At 63.9% G+C, this 15,193-nt stretch carries 22 protein-coding genes; 7 read left to right on the top strand and 15 right to left on the bottom strand.

Annotated features, from left to right (window positions below; all coding sequences use genetic code 11):
* Positions 1-7: 7 nt before the first annotated feature.
* Positions 8-964 (bottom strand): sugar-binding transcriptional regulator, encoded by a 957-nt coding sequence (locus M727_RS0107615; protein WP_027152176.1) that lies wholly within the window; start codon positions 962-964, stop codon positions 8-10.
* 258 nt (positions 965-1,222) lie between these two features.
* Between M727_RS0107615 and M727_RS0107620 the strand changes: the two genes are divergently transcribed.
* Positions 1,223-1,855, top strand: a complete 633-nt coding sequence (locus tag M727_RS0107620; protein WP_027152177.1) for an HAD family phosphatase — start codon at positions 1,223-1,225, stop codon at positions 1,853-1,855.
* A 62-nt stretch (positions 1,856-1,917) separates the two neighbouring features.
* Here M727_RS0107620 and M727_RS0107625 read toward each other — a convergent pair whose 3' ends face one another.
* The 8 genes from M727_RS0107625 to ureC all read right to left on the bottom strand — a co-directional run bounded on the left by M727_RS0107625 (position 1,918) and on the right by ureC (position 8,077).
* A complete protein-coding gene (locus M727_RS0107625) occupies positions 1,918-2,685 on the bottom strand; it encodes a class II aldolase and adducin N-terminal domain-containing protein (RefSeq protein WP_027152178.1) in 768 nt (255 codons plus the stop codon).
* An 85-nt stretch (positions 2,686-2,770) separates the two neighbouring features.
* Entirely contained in the window at positions 2,771-3,412 is a 642-nt protein-coding gene (ureG, locus tag M727_RS0107630; RefSeq protein WP_023801515.1) for an urease accessory protein UreG, read from the bottom strand.
* Positions 3,409-3,849, bottom strand: coding sequence for a DUF3995 domain-containing protein (locus M727_RS0107635; RefSeq protein WP_027152179.1), 441 nt, complete (start codon positions 3,847-3,849; stop codon positions 3,409-3,411). The genes ureG and M727_RS0107635 overlap by 4 nt, the downstream gene beginning before the upstream one ends.
* Positions 3,846-4,517, bottom strand: coding sequence for an urease accessory protein UreF (locus tag M727_RS0107640; RefSeq protein WP_036261725.1), 672 nt, complete (start codon positions 4,515-4,517; stop codon positions 3,846-3,848). Before M727_RS0107640 ends, M727_RS0107635 begins: the two co-directional genes overlap by 4 nt.
* On the bottom strand, positions 4,510-5,073 hold the full coding sequence (locus M727_RS0107645; protein WP_027152181.1) for an urease accessory protein UreE: 564 nt from the start codon (positions 5,071-5,073) through the stop codon (positions 4,510-4,512). The genes M727_RS0107640 and M727_RS0107645 overlap by 8 nt, the downstream gene beginning before the upstream one ends.
* A gap of 56 nt (positions 5,074-5,129) precedes the next feature.
* Positions 5,130-5,723 carry a hypothetical protein gene (locus M727_RS0107650; RefSeq protein ID WP_027152182.1) on the bottom strand — a complete coding sequence of 198 codons (594 nt, stop codon included), beginning with the start codon at positions 5,721-5,723 and terminating at the stop codon, positions 5,130-5,132.
* A 43-nt stretch (positions 5,724-5,766) separates the two neighbouring features.
* Positions 5,767-6,255: a DUF29 domain-containing protein gene (locus M727_RS0107655; protein ID WP_027152183.1), complete on the bottom strand. Its 489-nt coding sequence runs from the start codon at positions 6,253-6,255 to the stop codon at positions 5,767-5,769.
* A gap of 106 nt (positions 6,256-6,361) precedes the next feature.
* Positions 6,362-8,077 (bottom strand): urease subunit alpha, encoded by a 1,716-nt coding sequence (ureC, locus tag M727_RS0107660; protein WP_198032612.1) that lies wholly within the window; start codon positions 8,075-8,077, stop codon positions 6,362-6,364.
* A 188-nt stretch (positions 8,078-8,265) separates the two neighbouring features.
* Between ureC and M727_RS0107665 the strand changes: the two genes are divergently transcribed.
* Together M727_RS0107665 and M727_RS0107670 are read left to right on the top strand one after the other, a co-directional pair.
* Positions 8,266-8,649 carry a hypothetical protein gene (locus M727_RS0107665; RefSeq protein ID WP_027152185.1) on the top strand — a complete coding sequence of 128 codons (384 nt, stop codon included), beginning with the start codon at positions 8,266-8,268 and terminating at the stop codon, positions 8,647-8,649.
* A gap of 126 nt (positions 8,650-8,775) precedes the next feature.
* A complete protein-coding gene (locus M727_RS0107670; protein WP_027152186.1) occupies positions 8,776-9,270 on the top strand; it encodes a hypothetical protein in 495 nt (164 codons plus the stop codon).
* A gap of 68 nt (positions 9,271-9,338) precedes the next feature.
* On the opposite strand, the gene M727_RS0107675 is transcribed toward M727_RS0107670, so the two are convergent.
* From M727_RS0107675 to M727_RS0107695, 4 genes are all read right to left on the bottom strand, one after another.
* Positions 9,339-9,644 (bottom strand): urease subunit beta, encoded by a 306-nt coding sequence (locus tag M727_RS0107675; protein ID WP_027152187.1) that lies wholly within the window; start codon positions 9,642-9,644, stop codon positions 9,339-9,341.
* 120 nt (positions 9,645-9,764) lie between these two features.
* Complete coding sequence (locus M727_RS0107685) at positions 9,765-10,022, bottom strand: DUF1272 domain-containing protein (RefSeq protein ID WP_027152188.1); 258 nt, start codon at positions 10,020-10,022, stop codon at positions 9,765-9,767.
* 27 nt (positions 10,023-10,049) lie between these two features.
* Positions 10,050-10,352 carry an urease subunit gamma gene (locus M727_RS0107690; RefSeq protein WP_023801505.1) on the bottom strand — a complete coding sequence of 101 codons (303 nt, stop codon included), beginning with the start codon at positions 10,350-10,352 and terminating at the stop codon, positions 10,050-10,052.
* Positions 10,353-10,394: 42 nt separating this feature from the next.
* Positions 10,395-11,237 carry an urease accessory protein UreD gene (locus M727_RS0107695; RefSeq protein ID WP_036261730.1) on the bottom strand — a complete coding sequence of 281 codons (843 nt, stop codon included), beginning with the start codon at positions 11,235-11,237 and terminating at the stop codon, positions 10,395-10,397.
* A gap of 204 nt (positions 11,238-11,441) precedes the next feature.
* Between M727_RS0107695 and M727_RS0107700 the strand changes: the two genes are divergently transcribed.
* The 3 genes from M727_RS0107700 (at position 11,442) to M727_RS0107710 (ending at position 13,692) form a co-directional block, all read left to right on the top strand.
* Positions 11,442-11,696: an acyl carrier protein gene (locus tag M727_RS0107700; protein ID WP_010912831.1), complete on the top strand. Its 255-nt coding sequence runs from the start codon at positions 11,442-11,444 to the stop codon at positions 11,694-11,696.
* Between the two features lie 4 nt (positions 11,697-11,700).
* The gene (locus tag M727_RS0107705; protein ID WP_027152190.1) at positions 11,701-12,909 is read left to right on the top strand and encodes a beta-ketoacyl-[acyl-carrier-protein] synthase family protein; all 1,209 of its coding nucleotides are present in this window, start codon (positions 11,701-11,703) and stop codon (positions 12,907-12,909) included.
* 78 nt (positions 12,910-12,987) lie between these two features.
* Positions 12,988-13,692, top strand: a complete 705-nt coding sequence (locus M727_RS0107710; RefSeq protein WP_027152191.1) for a glutathione S-transferase N-terminal domain-containing protein — start codon at positions 12,988-12,990, stop codon at positions 13,690-13,692.
* A 29-nt stretch (positions 13,693-13,721) separates the two neighbouring features.
* Here M727_RS0107710 and M727_RS43760 read toward each other — a convergent pair whose 3' ends face one another.
* Positions 13,722-13,850, bottom strand: coding sequence for a hypothetical protein (locus tag M727_RS43760; protein WP_268929070.1), 129 nt, complete (start codon positions 13,848-13,850; stop codon positions 13,722-13,724).
* On the opposite strand from M727_RS43760, the gene M727_RS42955 reads away from it, so the two are divergent.
* On the top strand, positions 13,837-14,163 hold the full coding sequence (locus M727_RS42955; RefSeq protein ID WP_245268494.1) for a hypothetical protein: 327 nt from the start codon (positions 13,837-13,839) through the stop codon (positions 14,161-14,163). The two genes, M727_RS43760 and M727_RS42955, sit on opposite strands and share 14 nt — an antisense overlap.
* Before the next feature lie 50 nt (positions 14,164-14,213).
* Here the strand turns inward: M727_RS42955 and M727_RS0107720 are convergent, their stop codons facing one another.
* Positions 14,214-14,834, bottom strand: coding sequence for a nucleoside triphosphate hydrolase (locus M727_RS0107720; RefSeq protein WP_027152193.1), 621 nt, complete (start codon positions 14,832-14,834; stop codon positions 14,214-14,216).
* Positions 14,835-15,193: the final 359 nt, after the last annotated feature.

Genomic DNA, 15,193 nt, shown 5'->3' on the forward strand with positions numbered 1-15,193 from the left:
TCGCAAATCAGCTGGCCGCCAGCAAGGCGGCGGCGGTCCGCTCGTCGGTGATGAGGCCGTTGACCAGCCGCCGATTGACAGCCGCAAGGATGCCCGGCAGCTTCCGCTCGCCCATGGCGAGCGCGATCACCAGCGATTTTTCACGCGACGGCAACGATGCCGACGACACCCGGTCATTGGTGATGCCCTCGATCATCCGGCCCTCGCGATCGAACACCCAGCCCACGATCTCGGCGACGCCGCCTGCCTTTTGCAGCGCTTTCAATTCACTCTCCGAAATGAAGCCGTCCTCGTAAAGCGGCGCCTTGGGGCCGAGATCGCCGATGCCGACGAAGGTGACGTCGGCTTCCGCGGCAAGCGCCAGCGTCGGTTGGATCATCGGCTGGCTGAGCAGCATCTCGCGCTCCTGCGGCGAGGAGGCGATGACCGGCAGCGGCATCGGAAAAGAGCGTGCCTTGACCCTGTCGGCCATGGTGAAGATGACGTTGTAGAAGGCGGCCGAACCGTCGGGCGAGATGTTGCCGGTCAGCGACACCACCTTGTGCTGCGGGCATTCCATCGGCGGCAGCTGCTCGATTGCCGCCTTCAGGGTGCGGCCGGTGCCGATCGCCATGACGATCGGCGTCGGCGAGCGCAGCCGCCTCTCGATCTCGGCGGCCGCCGCCACGGCGACCCCAATAGTCGAGGAGGAGGAGGGATCGCTTGGAACCACCTCGACCAGATCGAGCGCGAAGCGCGATTTCAGCCGGGCCGCGAGGTCGAGGCAATTGGCGATCGGGTGGTCGACACGCACCTTGATCAGCCCTTCCGACACCGCCAGCGACACCAGCCGCTGCGCCGTCTGCCGTGAGATGCCGAGCGTCGAGGCGATCTGGTCCTGCGTGTTGCCGGCGACATAATAGAGCCAGCCGGCGCGCGCCGCGTCGTCCAGCCTGTTGCTGCCGCTGTCCTGCCGGGAATTCAACTTGCTGCCTCCCTGCCCCCGAGCACGGAGCACTAGCACCGAGCGGGAGCGCTTAGTTTTACCGGGGAATGCGCTTGTAAGCAATTGCCTGTAGCCGGAGCAATTGCTTAGGTAAGCTCCCGAGGAGCCTGCAGTGTTTCGAGTGGATGATTATAGCCAGGCAATCCTTTGAAGTCCCGCAATGTTGGTGCAGTCAAGGCGCGGCGGTTTATCTCCCGACGCAAACCCTTTAAGGGATTTCGGACAAAGGAGCCTTGCATGACGCCGAAAGCGGTTTTCTGGGACATGGACGGCACGCTGGTCGACAGCGAGCCGTTGCATGAGGCGGCGCTGATAGCGGCGCTGCACAGCGTCGGCATCGCGGCGCCGGCCAACCTGCATGAGCGGGTGCTCGGCATTGCCGCATGGCCGGTCTACGAGATGCTGCGCGACGAGTTCGGCCTCGACCTGGCCTTCGACGACTGGATCGTGCGCAAATACGACCACTATCTGCCGATGGCCGAGACGCTGAAGCCGCGTCCCGGCGCCATCGAGGTCTACAACGAGCTGCGTGCCCTTGGCGTGGCGCAAGCGGTGGTGTCCAATTCCGACCGGCTGGTCGTCGACGCCAATCTGCGCATGGTCGGTCTTTTCTATCCCGGCATGAAGACGATCAGCCGCAACGATGTGCGCGAAGGCAAGCCGCACGCCGAACCTTTTCTGCGCGCCGCCTGGCTGGCCGGTGTCGATCCAGCCGATGCCATGGCCGTCGAGGACAGCGTGACCGGCGCTACGGCAGGGCTGGCGGCGGGGATGAGGACGATCTTCTGGCCGGAAGCGCCCAGGGCAGGGCCGCCCGGCGCGATCGTCATCAACAGCGCCGACGAATTACGGGCTGAACTCGGGCTTTAAGATTGGCGAAACCGGCGATCAGAGCATCCTTCTCCCCGTATAGTGACGGAGAGAAGGAGGCATCAGTTCCGGTAGACCGGCTCCTGCTCGTCGAGGATCGCCTTCAATTCGGACAGGTGCCGTTCGGCCTGACCGGGATAATTTTCCTGCTCCGCTGCTGCCTTCTCGGCGATTTCGTCCGACAGGATCCGCAGCGGACGGCCGGTCCACAGCGCCTTGATGTAGGTCTCGGCGGCGCGTTCGAAATAGAACATGCGGTTGAAGGTGTCGGCGACGGTATCGCCGATGACCAGCACGCCATGGTTGCCCATGACCATCACCTTGACCTTCGGATCGGTGAGCAGCTGCGAGCAGCGTTCGCCCTCTTCCTCGAAGGCGAGCCCACCATAATGGCCGTCGACGACGTGGCGGTTGAAGAAGATCGCCGAGTTCTGATCGATCGGCGGCAACGTCGAGTCGGCGAGCGAAGCGAGCACCGTGGCGTGGATCGAGTGCACATGCATGACGCAGCGCGCATGACGGACATTGCGATGGATGGCGCCATGCAGCCCCCATGCCGTCGGGTCGGGCGCATCCGGGCCGGAGAGCGTATCGGGATCGTTGGCGTCGATCAGCAGCAGGTCGCTCGCCTTGATGCGCGAGAAATGCACCTGGTTGGGATTCATTAGGAATTGCGAGCCGTCATCGTTGACGGCCAGCGAGAAATGATTGGCCACCGCTTCATGCATGTTGAGCCGCGCCGTCCAGCGGAAGGCGCAAGCCAGATCGACGCGTTCCTCGTAGAAGGGCAGGTTGGTCAGCATTTCCTTCTGCAGGCGGGCGATGCTCATCGAAAACCTCCGTGAAAGAAGCAAGGATGCCGTGCGCCGCCGATGCGCGCAACCGGTTTCGTTTGGTGCAGGCGAGCGCTTTGGCTTACGCCGCAGTGCTTCTGGCGGCGTCGATGCGCAGCCCGCCATGCTCGACGACAAAATCGATCACCTGCTGCAGGCCCTTGCCGCGCGACAGATCGGTAAATCCGAACGGCCGCTTGCCGCGCATGCGGGCGGCGTCGCGCTCCATGACATCGAGATTGACGTTCACATAGGGGGCGAGATCGCTCTTGTTGATGACCAGGAAATCCGACCGGGTGATCGCCGGGCCGCCCTTGCGCGGGATTTCTTCGCCCTGGCAGACCGAGATGACGTAGAGCGTCAGATCGGCGAGGTCCGGGGAAAACGTGGCGGCGAGGTTGTCGCCGCCCGATTCGATGAAGACGATGTCGAGATCCGGGAATTTCCTGGTCATCTCGGCGATCGCCTGCAGATTGATCGAGGCATCCTCGCGGATGGCGGTGTGCGGGCAGCCGCCGGTCTCGACGCCGATGATGCGATCCTCGGGCAGTGCCTGCAGCCGGGCCAGCATCATGGCGTCTTCCTTGGTGTAGATGTCGTTGGTGACCACGGCGATCGAGAACTCGTCGCGCAGCGCCTTGCAGAGCTTTTCGGTGAGCGTCGTCTTGCCGGAGCCGACGGGACCGCCGATGCCGACGCGAAGAGGACCATTGGCTTGTGTCATCTAGGGAACTCCGTAATGGCTAGCACTGCAAAGCCGAGCCCTACAACCAGGCAGAGCGGCGAATAATAGCCGACATCGAGCCGCGCGAAAGGCTGTTCGGGCGCCAGCCGGCGCCACCAAGGCGTGAAGCCGGCAATGCCGCGCCCCAGGAAGACCAGCGCGATGAGCAGCGCTGTCGCGGCGAGCCCGGCCTTGGGAAAGGGCGTGGCAAACACGCCTTGGAGCGCCAGCGGCCACAGCGTCGCCAGGCCGAGGCAGGCGGCGACGGCAAAGCTGGCAAAGGGCGCCGGCATTTCGTCGACGCCGCGAAAGCCGACCACCGCGCGGGCGCAGGAGGCAGCGTCCCCGCCCGGCCAGATCCCGCCAATGCCCCAATAGACATGCAGGGTGGTGATCAGCAGCAGGACGAAGGAGAGCGCGAAGGCGAGGACGATCATGAGCGGAACAGCCGCGAATATTGCGTCTCGTGCTTCATCGCCATGACATCCGAGACAAACGCGCAGCCGCCGAGATCGTCCAGCGTCGAGCCGGCAGCACGGGCGGCGACGCTGAGCGCCAGCGGTTCGAAGCCGGCGAGCAGCGCCGTGGCGCCGGTCTGGCCGACGACGCCGAGCCGGATCGCGGCCTGGACGAGGTTGGAAAAGAAGCTGTGCAGGAAGGCCGACAGTGCATCGTGCAGGGCAATGGCGTTGCCACCGGCAGTTGCACCGACGGCAACGCAATAGGCGCACTCGGCCGGCAGACGGTCGAGCACCTGACACGGCCATGCCGATGCCGCCTTCAGGAAGGCGGCGCCCTGCAGCATGGTCTCGGTGTGGCGCTCGCGCGAGCCGGCCAAGGCCTCGGCGAGGGCGGCGATTTCGGCGAGATCGCCGGCTTGCCGCGCCCGCCGCCAGCTTTCGGCAAACAGCACGGCATCGTTCCAGCCCGAGCCCATGTCGACCAGCGTCTCCAGCCACGCGGCGAGGTCTTTGCTGTCGGCGATCAGCCCGGCATGCACGGCTTGTTCGAGACCATGGCTGTAGGAAAAACCGCCGACCGGGAAGGCGGGCGACAGCCACGCCATCAGCCGCAACAAAGCGACGTTGGAAGGCTGGTCAGTCATGGTCGTGCGAATGGCTGTGGGAATACGATTCGCTATGGGTATGGGAATGCGACTCGCTGTGCGCCTCGGCATAGGCATGACCGTGACTGTGCCCGGAATAGGCGCCGCGCAGCGGCTTGAACGGCTCGGAAACGTCGCGCACCGTGGCGCCGAGCCCCTCCAGCATCGCCTTGATGACATGGTCGCGCAGGATGAGAATGCGTTCCGCTTCGATGGCGGCCGCAAGGTGGCGGTTGCCGATATGCCAGGCAAGCTCGGCCAGGTGCACGGCGCTCTCGGCACGGACGTCGTAGAGCGGTTCCTCGGCCGCAACGATCTCGATATGACGGCCATCCTCCAGCACCAGCCGGTCGCCATCGTTCAAGGCCACCGGCTCGGGCAGGTCGACCAGCACTCTATCGCTACGGGCCGTTTCGATGGTGCGGCGGCGCAGATGCCGCTCGTCATGGGCCAGCACCGCATGATCGTAGGGCGCGACGGTTCCGGCTTCGCCGGCGGTCAGGACCGAAACGGCACGCGGGAATTTGGTGAAATCGGTGCGGATGTCGAGCTTCATGTAAAACTGCCTCTCCCAACAAGCGTAGCCTATCGCGTCCGTCGCCCCAATGGTGCTCAAACGATCGTGTCGAAGAGCCGCAGGATGAACGATATCTGGTAGACGATGGCGGCGGCGACAAAGGCGATGTGAAAGCGACGATCGCTGACCAGTATGGCGATGACGCAAAGCGTGACGAACACCGGCGTGCGAAACAAATATTCGACGCCGAAGCGGGCGAAATGCTCCGGCCCCTTCAGCAGCGTATCGATCACGTCGAGCAGATAGGTCGCCGCCAGCAGGCCGAAGAACCAGGCGCGGCGCGAATAGAAAAAATCCTCGTAGCTGGTGTAGTCCAGCATCTGGTCCGGAAACAGCAGCGCGCAGAGCAGGAACAGCGTGACGGCGTAGAAGATGATGAACAGGTATTTTCCGAAGGTCCAGGTCTCGATCTGGAACAGGCCGAACTCCCACCACCAGAAATGCACCAGCATCAAAAGCACCGACACAACCCAGGCCAGATGCACCGAATAGAGCCGGTACTGGCCCGGATGCTGGACGATGCGGGCCAGCCCCGACAGCAGCCGGGTGACGCCAAGCCCGATCACCATGCCCAGAACGATGCGGATGTGCGGGAAGATGTCGTGGGCGTAAGGGAGTTGCTGGTTCATTAGCTACCCCCTTTGGCAAGGAACGCAGTAAAGAAGAAGCCAGCTAATCCCGCAGGAAATCGCCCATCGATAGCGGGTTTCCCGGCCAAAATCGTTCATCGAGCGCCTGCTTGCATGTGAATGGAGGTTCGCCTGGAAAGTGAGATTTCCTGAGACCCGTCTCCCTGACCGCGACAAGCAAAGCGTCTTTATATGCATCGTCGAAAATCTGAGCGGGATATCGGCGAAGACTCGGGCTGTCCTTGATGATGTTTCCGATCCAGATGCGCTGTTCGGAAATTGACGACTGCCAACTATGACTTCGATGGCCGGGTTGGAATTCCCATTTCAGGAGATGTGCAAGCAGCACCTCCATCCGACTGCGAATCTCTCGTTTGTCACGTCTCCCCAAGCTCTCGATCTCCTCGGCAAGATTCTCACGATCGAGGTCGGAGAAACGAGCTTCGCGCAACAATGCGCTTTGCTCGGCGCACCACTGGACGTAGTCCGCTTCGTAGGGAGTGAGGGCCCTGAGACGATCAATCCTGTTCATGAGGCCCATCATGCCGCAATTTCGAGACAATCGCAAAACGGCACGTGAGAGCCTTGGACAACTGAGCACCGAATTTGACGCCCCGCCAACAGGGCGTTTGTAGGGATCAGAACAAAAAGTACCTCTGCGCCATCGGCAGCACGGTGGCCGGTTCGCAGGTGAGCAATTCGCCGTCGGCGCGGACCTCGTAGGTTTCGGGGTCGACCTCGACATGCGGGGTTGCGTCGTTGAGCACCATCGAATGCTTGCCGATGCCGCCGCGGGTGTTGTCGACGGCGACCATCTGCTTGTCGACGCCGAGCCGGCCGCGCAGGCCGGCATCGAGCGCCGCCCTGGAAACGAAGGTCACCGACGAATTGGTCATCGCCTTGCCATAGGCGCCGAACATCGGCCGGTAGTGCATCGGCTGCGGCGTCGGGATCGAGGCGTTGGGGTCGCCCATCGGGGCGGCGGCGATCATGCCGCCGATCAGCACCATGTCGGGCTTGACGCCGAAGAAGGCCGGGTTCCACAGCACCAGGTCGGCGCGCTTGCCGACCGCCACCGAGCCGATCTCATTCGACAGGCCGTGCGCGATGGCCGGGTTGATCGTGTATTTGGCGATATAGCGGCGGACGCGGAAATTGTCGTTGTCGCCGGTCTCCTGCGGCAGCGAGCCGCGCTGGCGCTTCATCTTGTCGGCGGTCTGCCAGGTGCGGATCGCCACTTCGCCGACGCGGCCCATCGCCTGACTGTCCGACGAGATGATCGAGAAGGCGCCGATGTCGTGCAAAATGTCTTCGGCGGCGATGGTTTCCTTGCGGATGCGGCTTTCGGCGAAGGCGATGTCTTCGGGGATCGACGGCGACAGATGATGGCAGACCATCAGCATGTCGAGATGCTCGGCCAGCGTGTTGACGGTGTAGGGCCGCGTCGGATTGGTCGAGGACGGGATGACGTTGGGCAGGCCGCAAACCTTGATGATGTCAGGCGCATGGCCGCCGCCGGCGCCTTCGGTGTGGAAGGCGTGGATGGTGCGGCCCTTGATCGCCGCCACCGTGTTCTCGACAAAGCCGGATTCGTTGAGCGTGTCGGTGTGGATCATCACCTGCACGTCATAGTTGTCGGCGACCGACAGGCAGCAGTCGATTGCCGCCGGCGTCGTGCCCCAGTCCTCGTGCAACTTAAGCGAGCAGGCGCCGCCCAGCACCATTTCTTCAAGCGCGGCCGGCAACGACGCGTTGCCCTTGCCCGACAGGCCGATGTTCATCGGGAAGGCGTCGAAAGACTGGATCATCCGCGCCAGATGCCACGGCCCCGGCGTGCAGGTGGTCGCCAGCGTGCCATGCGCCGGTCCGGTGCCGCCGCCGAGCATGGTGGTGATGCCGGACATCAGCGCCTCCTCGATCTGCTGCGGGCAGATGAAATGGATATGCGCGTCGAAGCCGCCGGCGGTGAGGATCTTGCCCTCGCCGGCGATGATCTCGGTGCCGGGACCGATGATGATGGTGACGCCGTCTTGCATGTCCGGATTGCCGGCCTTGCCGATCGCGGCGATGCGGCCATCCCTAAGGCCGATATCGGCCTTGAAGATGCCGTCTGAGGCATCGACGACCAGCGCATTGGTGATGACGGTGTCGACCGCGCCTTGGGCGCGGGACACCTGGCTCTGGCCCATGCCGTCGCGGATGACCTTGCCGCCGCCGAATTTCACCTCTTCGCCATGCAGGGTAAAATCCTTCTCGACCTCGATGAACAACTCGGTATCGGCAAGCCGCACCTTGTCGCCGACGGTCGGGCCGTACATCTGCGCGTAGGCGGCGCGGGTGATTCTAGCCATCAGCAATTGCTCCCGAAATCCGGCCCCAAATACGGACCCAAGATACAGCCGGTCGAAGCCCGGCCCCACATTGTCGCCATCCTATGGTCACGCAATGACCTGCTGGGCGACACCTTCCGATCCCATTTAACGTTTGAGGTGGCAGGGTCACCCCAAAACGACCGTTTGCCAATCGATGGAAAGGAAGTTTTATGCGCAAAACGATATCTCTCGCCGCAGCCGCCACCCTCCTGCTCGCGACCGCTGCCAGCGCCCAGCAACAGCCTGCGCCGCAACCCGGCGAGCCGCCGGCTTCGCCCGCTCCCGCGGCGCCTGGCGCTCAGCCGGCTGCGCCGGCGATTCAGACCGTCAACGTCGTCGACATCGAGGAACTGCCCAAGGAAACGCAGACGAAGGTCAACGAAGTGATCGCCAAGCGCGGCGAGGACGGCCTGCAGAAATTGCGCAGCTCGATCGACGCGACGCCCCAGGTCAAATCCGCGCTCGAAGCCAAGGGACTCACCTCGGCGCAAGTGATCGCCGCCAGCATGGACGCCAACGGCTCGCTGACCTTGATCACCAAGAAGGCGAGCTGACGACGCGCTGTGGCGGGCCGGCACAAGGTCGGCCTGCCGCATCGGGGAGGGAACCTTCGCAGGGCGGAATACGTTTCGACTTTTTGGCCTAGAAACGGGTCTCGAAAGAGGCTCTGAGAGCGAGCGATGGCGATCACCACCTTCCCCGACACCCGATGGCTGCATATGATTGCCGCAACTGCGTTTCTTGCGGCGAGCGTTCCCCACGCCGGGCTGAATGCGCAGGGCCTTGAAGGCCCCGAGACCCAGAACAAGATCATCGGTTCGGAGGTCGGCCAGGAAGAGACCAACACGGCTGTCGAGGCCGGTAAAGTCGCTACGGCGATCGACCGGACGCGTGAAAACATCGGCGCGGTGCGCAAGACATCCAAGCTCGACAAGGTCGATATCGTCTTCCTCACCGACGCCGCGCGCACGGAAGGCGGGCTGCCGCCGGCGATCGAAAGCAAGGTCGAGCAGCATCAGGAGGACATTGCGGAACTGCGCGATGAGATCGAGGCGAACGCATTGCTGTTCAACGCAATCGACTCGCGACGCGTGCAGACCGAAGACGTTCTCGCCGTCGAATTCGACGATCCTGGCAAGGTCGTCATCTACGCGGCGGCCAAGCCGCCCGGCTGAGCCGAAACCGCTGAACGCTCTGGATCGCACAACGCGACCAGGGGATCGCACAGCGCGCCCATGGGATCTCACAACGCGCCCATGATCTTCTGCTGGAACCCGTAGACCTCGCGTTTGCCGCCGAGCGGCACCAAGGTGACGTCGCGCTCCTGGCCGGGCTCGAAGCGCATCGCGGTGCCGGCGGCAATGTCGAGGCGCATGCCGCGCGCCTTGTCGCGATCGAATTTCAGCCCCTCATTGGTCTCGAAGAAATGATAGTGGCTGCCGACCTGGATCGGCCGATCGCCGCTGTTGGCCACCTTCATGGTGATGGTCGGCTGGCCCTTGTTGAGCTCGATGTCGCCGCCTGCCGTGATGATTTCGCCCGGGATCATCGCCAGCCTCACAAGGCGCCGAAGACGAGGCCGGAGGCGAGCAGCAGGATCGCCGAGAGGGACGTGCGTTTGATCGTTGCGGGGACCATCGATATGCCTTCCGTTGTCAGCATCGTGCCGTCACGCGGCGTTGCGGGCCGGGCCGCAGCCTTCGGCCTTGAGCACGCGCTTTGTCGAGGCGGGATATTTGTTCAGCATCGCAGCCGGCCTGATCGGGCGCGGTGCGAAATCACCGCCGCAATTCGGGCAGACGCCGCCCAGCACATTTGCCGCGCAATCGGCGCAGAAGGTGCACTCGAAGGTGCAGATCAGCGCATCCGTCGCCTCAGGCGGCAGGTTCTTGTCGCAGCATTCGCAGTTGGGGCGCAGCTCAAGCATTTTTTCCTCTCCTCACCTTATCGGCTTTCACCTTATCGGCTCGTGCACGGTCACCAGCTTGGTGCCGTCGGGAAACGTCGCCTCGACCTGGACGTCGTGGATCATCTCGGCGATGCCCTCCATCACCTGCGCGCGGGTGACGACGTGGGCGCCGGCCTCCATCAGCTCGGCGACCTGGCGGCCGTCGCGGGCGCCCTCGACGACAAAGTCGGTGATCAGCGCGATCGCCTCCGGGTGATTGAGCTTGACGCCGCGTTCGAGCCGCTTGCGCGCCACGATCGCCGCCATGGCGATGAGCAGCTTGTCCTTTTCCCTTGGCGTCAGGTTCATGCGTTTCCCCGCAACAGCATAGTCAGGATGGCATAATCGGAATCAGAGTGACCATAATTTGGGCAGACCCGCCCGTCCGTTGAGCAATTCGACGAGCGGAACCAGCCGCTTGCGGAGTTGGTAGCCGTCCTCGGCAAACAGCCTCGCAAGAAGCTTGCCAGATTTCTTCACGCTCCAGACGCTGGCGTCGCCCTGGCCGCCGATGATCTCCCGGGCCGGATCGAGCAAAGCCTCCACCCGCGGCGAGATCATCAGCACCGTCGCCATGGCAATGCCGCCGCCGGCCACCGCCGAACCGCCCAGAATCGCCGCTATGTCCGGCCCGATGCGGAAATCCTCGGCATGAACCAGCGCTCCGTCCTGACTGACGCGCCAGCGGTCGTGGAAATTGCCGTGCGCCGCGCGTTCGCCCATGGCGAGGCGGCCGAAGACGGTCGCCTCGAGCACCAGCGCCTCGGCACCGGCGGCTAGCTCCAGGTCGAGCCTGCGGGCGAAGGCCGATCGATCAAAGACGATGGTTTCCTGCGGCAGCCAGGCGATGCGGCCGCCGGCGCCGACGGTCAGCTTCACCCGCACCTCGGCACGATCGGCTGCGGCGCGGTAGACCTTCTCGCAGGCCTGGGTGGTTATGCTGGCGCAGGCGCCGGCGCCGACATCGACCCCCCAGCCGAGACGGTCGCCGCCGGTCAGCCCGCCGGCGGTGTTGATCAGGACCGCTTCGAGCGGATCGGCCGAGACGGCCGGCATGCGGATCTTGGCGGAACCATCCTGATAAAGCCGCCGAAGACGCGTGCGGCCGCCATTCCTGTCACAGCCGAGCCGCGCCGTTCCGGCGACGCGCTGGGCCGGCGGCACAAAGTCCAGGCCAGGTTCGATCATATCCATGCCGCCAACGATAACCACAGCGCCGGCTTTGTCGACATATAAGCTTGTTGCTTGACAACGTTTCGGTTTCTATAGAGGAGCCGTCTTGGTACGGTCACACAGCGCCTCGCGGGATAAAAGGCGATGATGACAATTTGAGCCTGGGGAAAAACAGGCGCCGATCCGTTGGCGTCGGGGAACGACAAGGGTTGGGGAAGGAACCGAATGGCTGACCAGCTGGCAACGGACATCATCGAGAAGATCAAGGCTCATGCCGAGCCGGGTGGCGAAGAAATCACCACCAGCACCGAACTGACCTCACTTGGCATCCATTCGCTGGAACTGACGGAGATCATCTTCGACCTCGAGGAACAGTATGGCATCGAGATCGAGATGAACACGGTCGATGCCTGGAGCAATTTGAAGAACGTCGGCGACATGGTCGAGGCGGTTCGCGCGCTGATCGCGAAAAAAGCCTGACTGAATGCACAAGCGCGTCGTCATTACCGGCATCGGCGGCTTATGCGGGCTCGGCACCGATGTGCCGGCGATCTGGGGCGAGATGCGCGCCGGCCGCTCGGCCATCGGCCCGATCGTCAATTCGGAGCTGCATGACCTGAAAATCAGGGTCGGCTGCGAAATCAGGACGCTTCCCGAGCACGGTATCGACCGCAAGCAGGCCGTGTCGATGGACCGTTTCAGCCTTTTGGCGACGATCGCCGCGCGCGAGGCCGCGCAACAAGCCGGGCTAAGCTTGCACGCGGCCAACACCTACCGGATGGGCGCCATCGTCGGCGTCGGCGTCTGCGGCTGGGAGGCGATCGAAGAGAGCTATCGCGCCATCCTGCTCGAAGGCAAGAACCGCACCGGCATCTTCACCGTGCCGAAAGTGATGCCGGGCGCTGCGGCCGGCCATGTCAGCATGAATCTCGGCCTGCGCGGACCGGTCTTCGGCATCACCTCGGCCTGCTCCTCGTCCAATCACGCCATTGCCTCGGCGGTCGACCAGATCAGGCTTGGCCGCGCCGATGTCATGCTCGCCGGCGGCACCGATGCGCCGCTGGTCTGGGGCATCCTCAAAGGCTGGGAGGCGCTGCGGGTGCTGGCGCCCGACACCTGCCGGCCGTTTTCGGCCGACCGCCAGGGCCTGGTGCTCGGCGAAGGCGCCGGCATGGTCGTGCTGGAAACCTATGAGCATGCCATGGCGCGCGGCGCCACTATACTTGCCGAAATTGCCGGCGCCGGGCTTTCCGGCGATGCCTCCGACATCGTCGCGCCCACCGTCGAAGGGCCGGAGGCGGCGATGCGCTTCTGCCTCGTCGATGCCAGGCTCAACCCGGAAGACATCGACTACATCAATGCGCATGGCACCGGCACCAAGGCCAACGACCAGATCGAGACGGCGGCGATCAAGCGTGTCTTCGGCGACCATGCCCACAGGCTTTCGATCTCCTCGACCAAATCGATGCATGCCCACTGCCTCGGCGCGTCGGGCGCCCTGGAGTTGATCGCCTGCGTGATGGCGATCCGCGAAGGCATCGTGCCGCCAACGGCCAATTTTCGCGAAACCGACGCCGATTGCGATCTCGACATCACGCCGAATGTGGCGCGCGAGCGCAAGGTGCGCGCGGCGATCAGCAACGGCTTCGCCTTCGGCGGCACCAATGCGGTGCTGGCGTTGAAGGCGGTCTGACCGCAATCGGTTGCCCAGCTACGGCGAGACTTCTTTGCCACGCGCTGCCGCGCGAAAAATCCCCGCCCAGGAGTTTCGATGACCGACCTGTCCGCCTTTCCGATCGCCACGCGCTGGCCGGCCAGCCATCCCGACCGCATCCAGCTCTATTCGTTCCCGACGCCGAACGGGGTAAAAGTGTCGATCGCGCTGGAGGAACTCGGCCTGCCCTACGAGGCGCATGCGGTGAACATCGGCAAGGACGAGAGCTGGACGCCGGAATTCCTGTCGCTGAACCCGAACGGCAAGATCCCGGCGATGATCGATCCGGACGGCCCGGGCGGCAAGCCGATCGGGCTGTTCGAATCCGGCGCCATCCTGCTCTACCTCACCGACAAGACCGGCAGGCTGATCCCGGCCGACCCGGCGCGGCGTTACGAAACGATCCAGTGGGTGTTCTTCCAGATGGCCTCGATCGGGCCGATGTTCGGGCAGGTCGGCTTCTTCCACAAATTCGCCGGACGCGAAATCGCCGACAAGCGGCCGCTGGCGCGCTATCGCGACGAATCGCGGCGGCTGATCGGTGTGCTCGAGACGAGGCTGAAGGGTCGCAGCTGGATCATGGACGACGACTACACCATCGCCGATATCTCGATGCTGGGCTGGGTACGCAATCTGATCGGTTTTTACGAGGCAAGGGAACTTGTCGGCTTCGACGATTTTTCCCATGTCGCGGCATGGCTGGAGCGCGGCCTTGCCCGGCCGGCGGTGCAGCGGGGTCTCAACATCCCCGCCCGGCGTTAGCTCAATCGGCGGCTGGTGCCGAGAACCGACTACTTTGTCTTGGCTTTGTGTTTTGAGCCGCCCTTGCCCATGACGGAAGCGGCAAGCGATGCAGCGCCCCTGGCGGTAGCGACAACCGCGCCGGCCGCGACATTGGCCGTCGTCTTGACCGTGCGCATTGCGCTGTCGGCCATCGAGCCGCCGCTTGCCGACTTCCTCGGCTTGGCCGGTTTTGCCGTGGTTTTGGCGGCCGTCGGTGTCACTTTCTTCGGTGCTGCCTTGCCGAAACTGGGCTTTGCATCCTTGGAGCGGGCGGCGACGGCCGGGCCAGCGCCCGCCTTCGATTCAGTTGTCTTGGATTCAGTTGCCTTTGATCCAGCTGCCCTGGATCGAGTTGCCCTGCCCTTGCCGGGCGCAGGCTTTCTTGCCTTGGTTGCCATCGGAGTAGCCATCGGACAGTTTTCCTCATGTCAGCATCATTGCCGTATCTGACACAACGGCCGGAAAGTCCTAAGGTTCCAGGCGCGGGCCTTCCTTGCAAATCAGGCGTGATCGCCGATCACCAGATCGGCGGGGCGGCGGCGGGCAAGCACGCGGTCGATGTTGGGCATGTCGTTGGAGGCGATCCAGGCGCGGGCGTCGTCATCGGAGCGGCCATGCTCGTGCCATCGCTCGAGCAGCCGGCGCTCGAGCTCGGCGCGCGGCACATCGACGAAGATCGAGAAATCGAACAGCGGCGCCAGCCGCGACCACGGTTCCTCGTCAAGCAGGAGATAATTGCCTTCGACCAGGATGAACTTGGTGTCGGCGGCGATGATCGACGCAGCCGCGCGCGACAGCTCCATGCTGCGGTCGAACACCGGAATGGCGATGTCGGGCTCGGCCGCGCGGATGCGCTTCAGCAGGGTTTCGAAGCCGGCGAAGTCAAAAGTTTCCGGAGCGCCTTTTCGCGCCCGCAGGCCGCGCCGCTCGAGCACGATATCGTCGTAATGGAAGCCGTCCATCGGCACGATTTCGGCCGCGCCTTCCGGCAGCAGCTCATGCAGGCGGGCCGACAGCGTCGACTTGCCGGCGCCCGGAGGACCGGCGATGGCAACGACAAAACGCCGCGCCTTGCCGGCGCGCTTGAAGATGGTGGCGGCGAGGTGGGCGATCTCGGACATGCGTGATTCCGGGTGATAATTTCGGCTGCATCTTGGCGATAGTTGGCAGGAATTTCAAACCCGGGATTGAAGTTCGCCCAATTGTCGAGGTCGCCGCCGCCCCTCATTGGCCGCGACGTCGGCGCCGAGCTTCTTCCTTCTCCCCTTGTGGGAGAAGGTGGATCGGCGCGCAGCGCCGAGACGGATGAGGGGTGTTGGACGGAGTGCTGTTGGTGCCAAGCTGGAACACCCCTCATCCGACCGAGCTTCGCTCGGCCACCTTCTCCCACAAGGGGAGAAGGGAAAGCTGCACGTGGCCGCTCGCCCCAGAACTGGCCGTGAGGCGTAATTCAAGTTAAAGCAATCGCCCAGGCCAGCCC

This window comes from Mesorhizobium sp. WSM2561 (assembly GCF_000513915.1).
Taxonomy (GTDB): Bacteria; Pseudomonadota; Alphaproteobacteria; order Rhizobiales; family Rhizobiaceae; genus Mesorhizobium; species Mesorhizobium muleiense.

Excerpts from the sequence above, each read along its gene's own strand:
- M727_RS0107700 (WP_010912831.1), top strand. The coding sequence starts at position 11,442 with ATGGCTGACCAGCTGGCAACGGACATCATCGAGAAGATCAAGGCTCAT.
- M727_RS0107685 (WP_027152188.1), bottom strand. The coding sequence starts at position 10,022 with ATGCTTGAGCTGCGCCCCAACTGCGAATGCTGCGACAAGAACCTGCCG.
- M727_RS0107655 (WP_027152183.1), bottom strand. The coding sequence starts at position 6,255 with ATGAACAGGATTGATCGTCTCAGGGCCCTCACTCCCTACGAAGCGGAC.
- M727_RS0107690 (WP_023801505.1), bottom strand. The coding sequence starts at position 10,352 with ATGAACCTGACGCCAAGGGAAAAGGACAAGCTGCTCATCGCCATGGCG.
- M727_RS0107720 (WP_027152193.1), bottom strand. The coding sequence starts at position 14,834 with ATGTCCGAGATCGCCCACCTCGCCGCCACCATCTTCAAGCGCGCCGGC.
- M727_RS0107640 (WP_036261725.1), bottom strand. The coding sequence starts at position 4,517 with ATGACTGACCAGCCTTCCAACGTCGCTTTGTTGCGGCTGATGGCGTGG.
- ureG (WP_023801515.1), bottom strand. The coding sequence starts at position 3,412 with ATGACACAAGCCAATGGTCCTCTTCGCGTCGGCATCGGCGGTCCCGTC.
- M727_RS0107650 (WP_027152182.1), bottom strand. The coding sequence starts at position 5,723 with ATGAACCAGCAACTCCCTTACGCCCACGACATCTTCCCGCACATCCGC.
- M727_RS0107645 (WP_027152181.1), bottom strand. The coding sequence starts at position 5,073 with ATGAAGCTCGACATCCGCACCGATTTCACCAAATTCCCGCGTGCCGTT.
- M727_RS0107635 (WP_027152179.1), bottom strand. The coding sequence starts at position 3,849 with ATGATCGTCCTCGCCTTCGCGCTCTCCTTCGTCCTGCTGCTGATCACC.
- M727_RS0107625 (WP_027152178.1), bottom strand. The coding sequence starts at position 2,685 with ATGAGCATCGCCCGCCTGCAGAAGGAAATGCTGACCAACCTGCCCTTC.
- M727_RS0107705 (WP_027152190.1), top strand. The coding sequence starts at position 11,701 with ATGCACAAGCGCGTCGTCATTACCGGCATCGGCGGCTTATGCGGGCTC.
- M727_RS0107710 (WP_027152191.1), top strand. The coding sequence starts at position 12,988 with ATGACCGACCTGTCCGCCTTTCCGATCGCCACGCGCTGGCCGGCCAGC.
- M727_RS0107665 (WP_027152185.1), top strand. The coding sequence starts at position 8,266 with ATGCGCAAAACGATATCTCTCGCCGCAGCCGCCACCCTCCTGCTCGCG.
- M727_RS43760 (WP_268929070.1), bottom strand. The coding sequence starts at position 13,850 with ATGCGCACGGTCAAGACGACGGCCAATGTCGCGGCCGGCGCGGTTGTC.
- M727_RS0107675 (WP_027152187.1), bottom strand. The coding sequence starts at position 9,644 with ATGATCCCGGGCGAAATCATCACGGCAGGCGGCGACATCGAGCTCAAC.
- M727_RS0107620 (WP_027152177.1), top strand. The coding sequence starts at position 1,223 with ATGACGCCGAAAGCGGTTTTCTGGGACATGGACGGCACGCTGGTCGAC.
- M727_RS0107670 (WP_027152186.1), top strand. The coding sequence starts at position 8,776 with ATGGCGATCACCACCTTCCCCGACACCCGATGGCTGCATATGATTGCC.
- M727_RS0107695 (WP_036261730.1), bottom strand. The coding sequence starts at position 11,237 with ATGGATATGATCGAACCTGGCCTGGACTTTGTGCCGCCGGCCCAGCGC.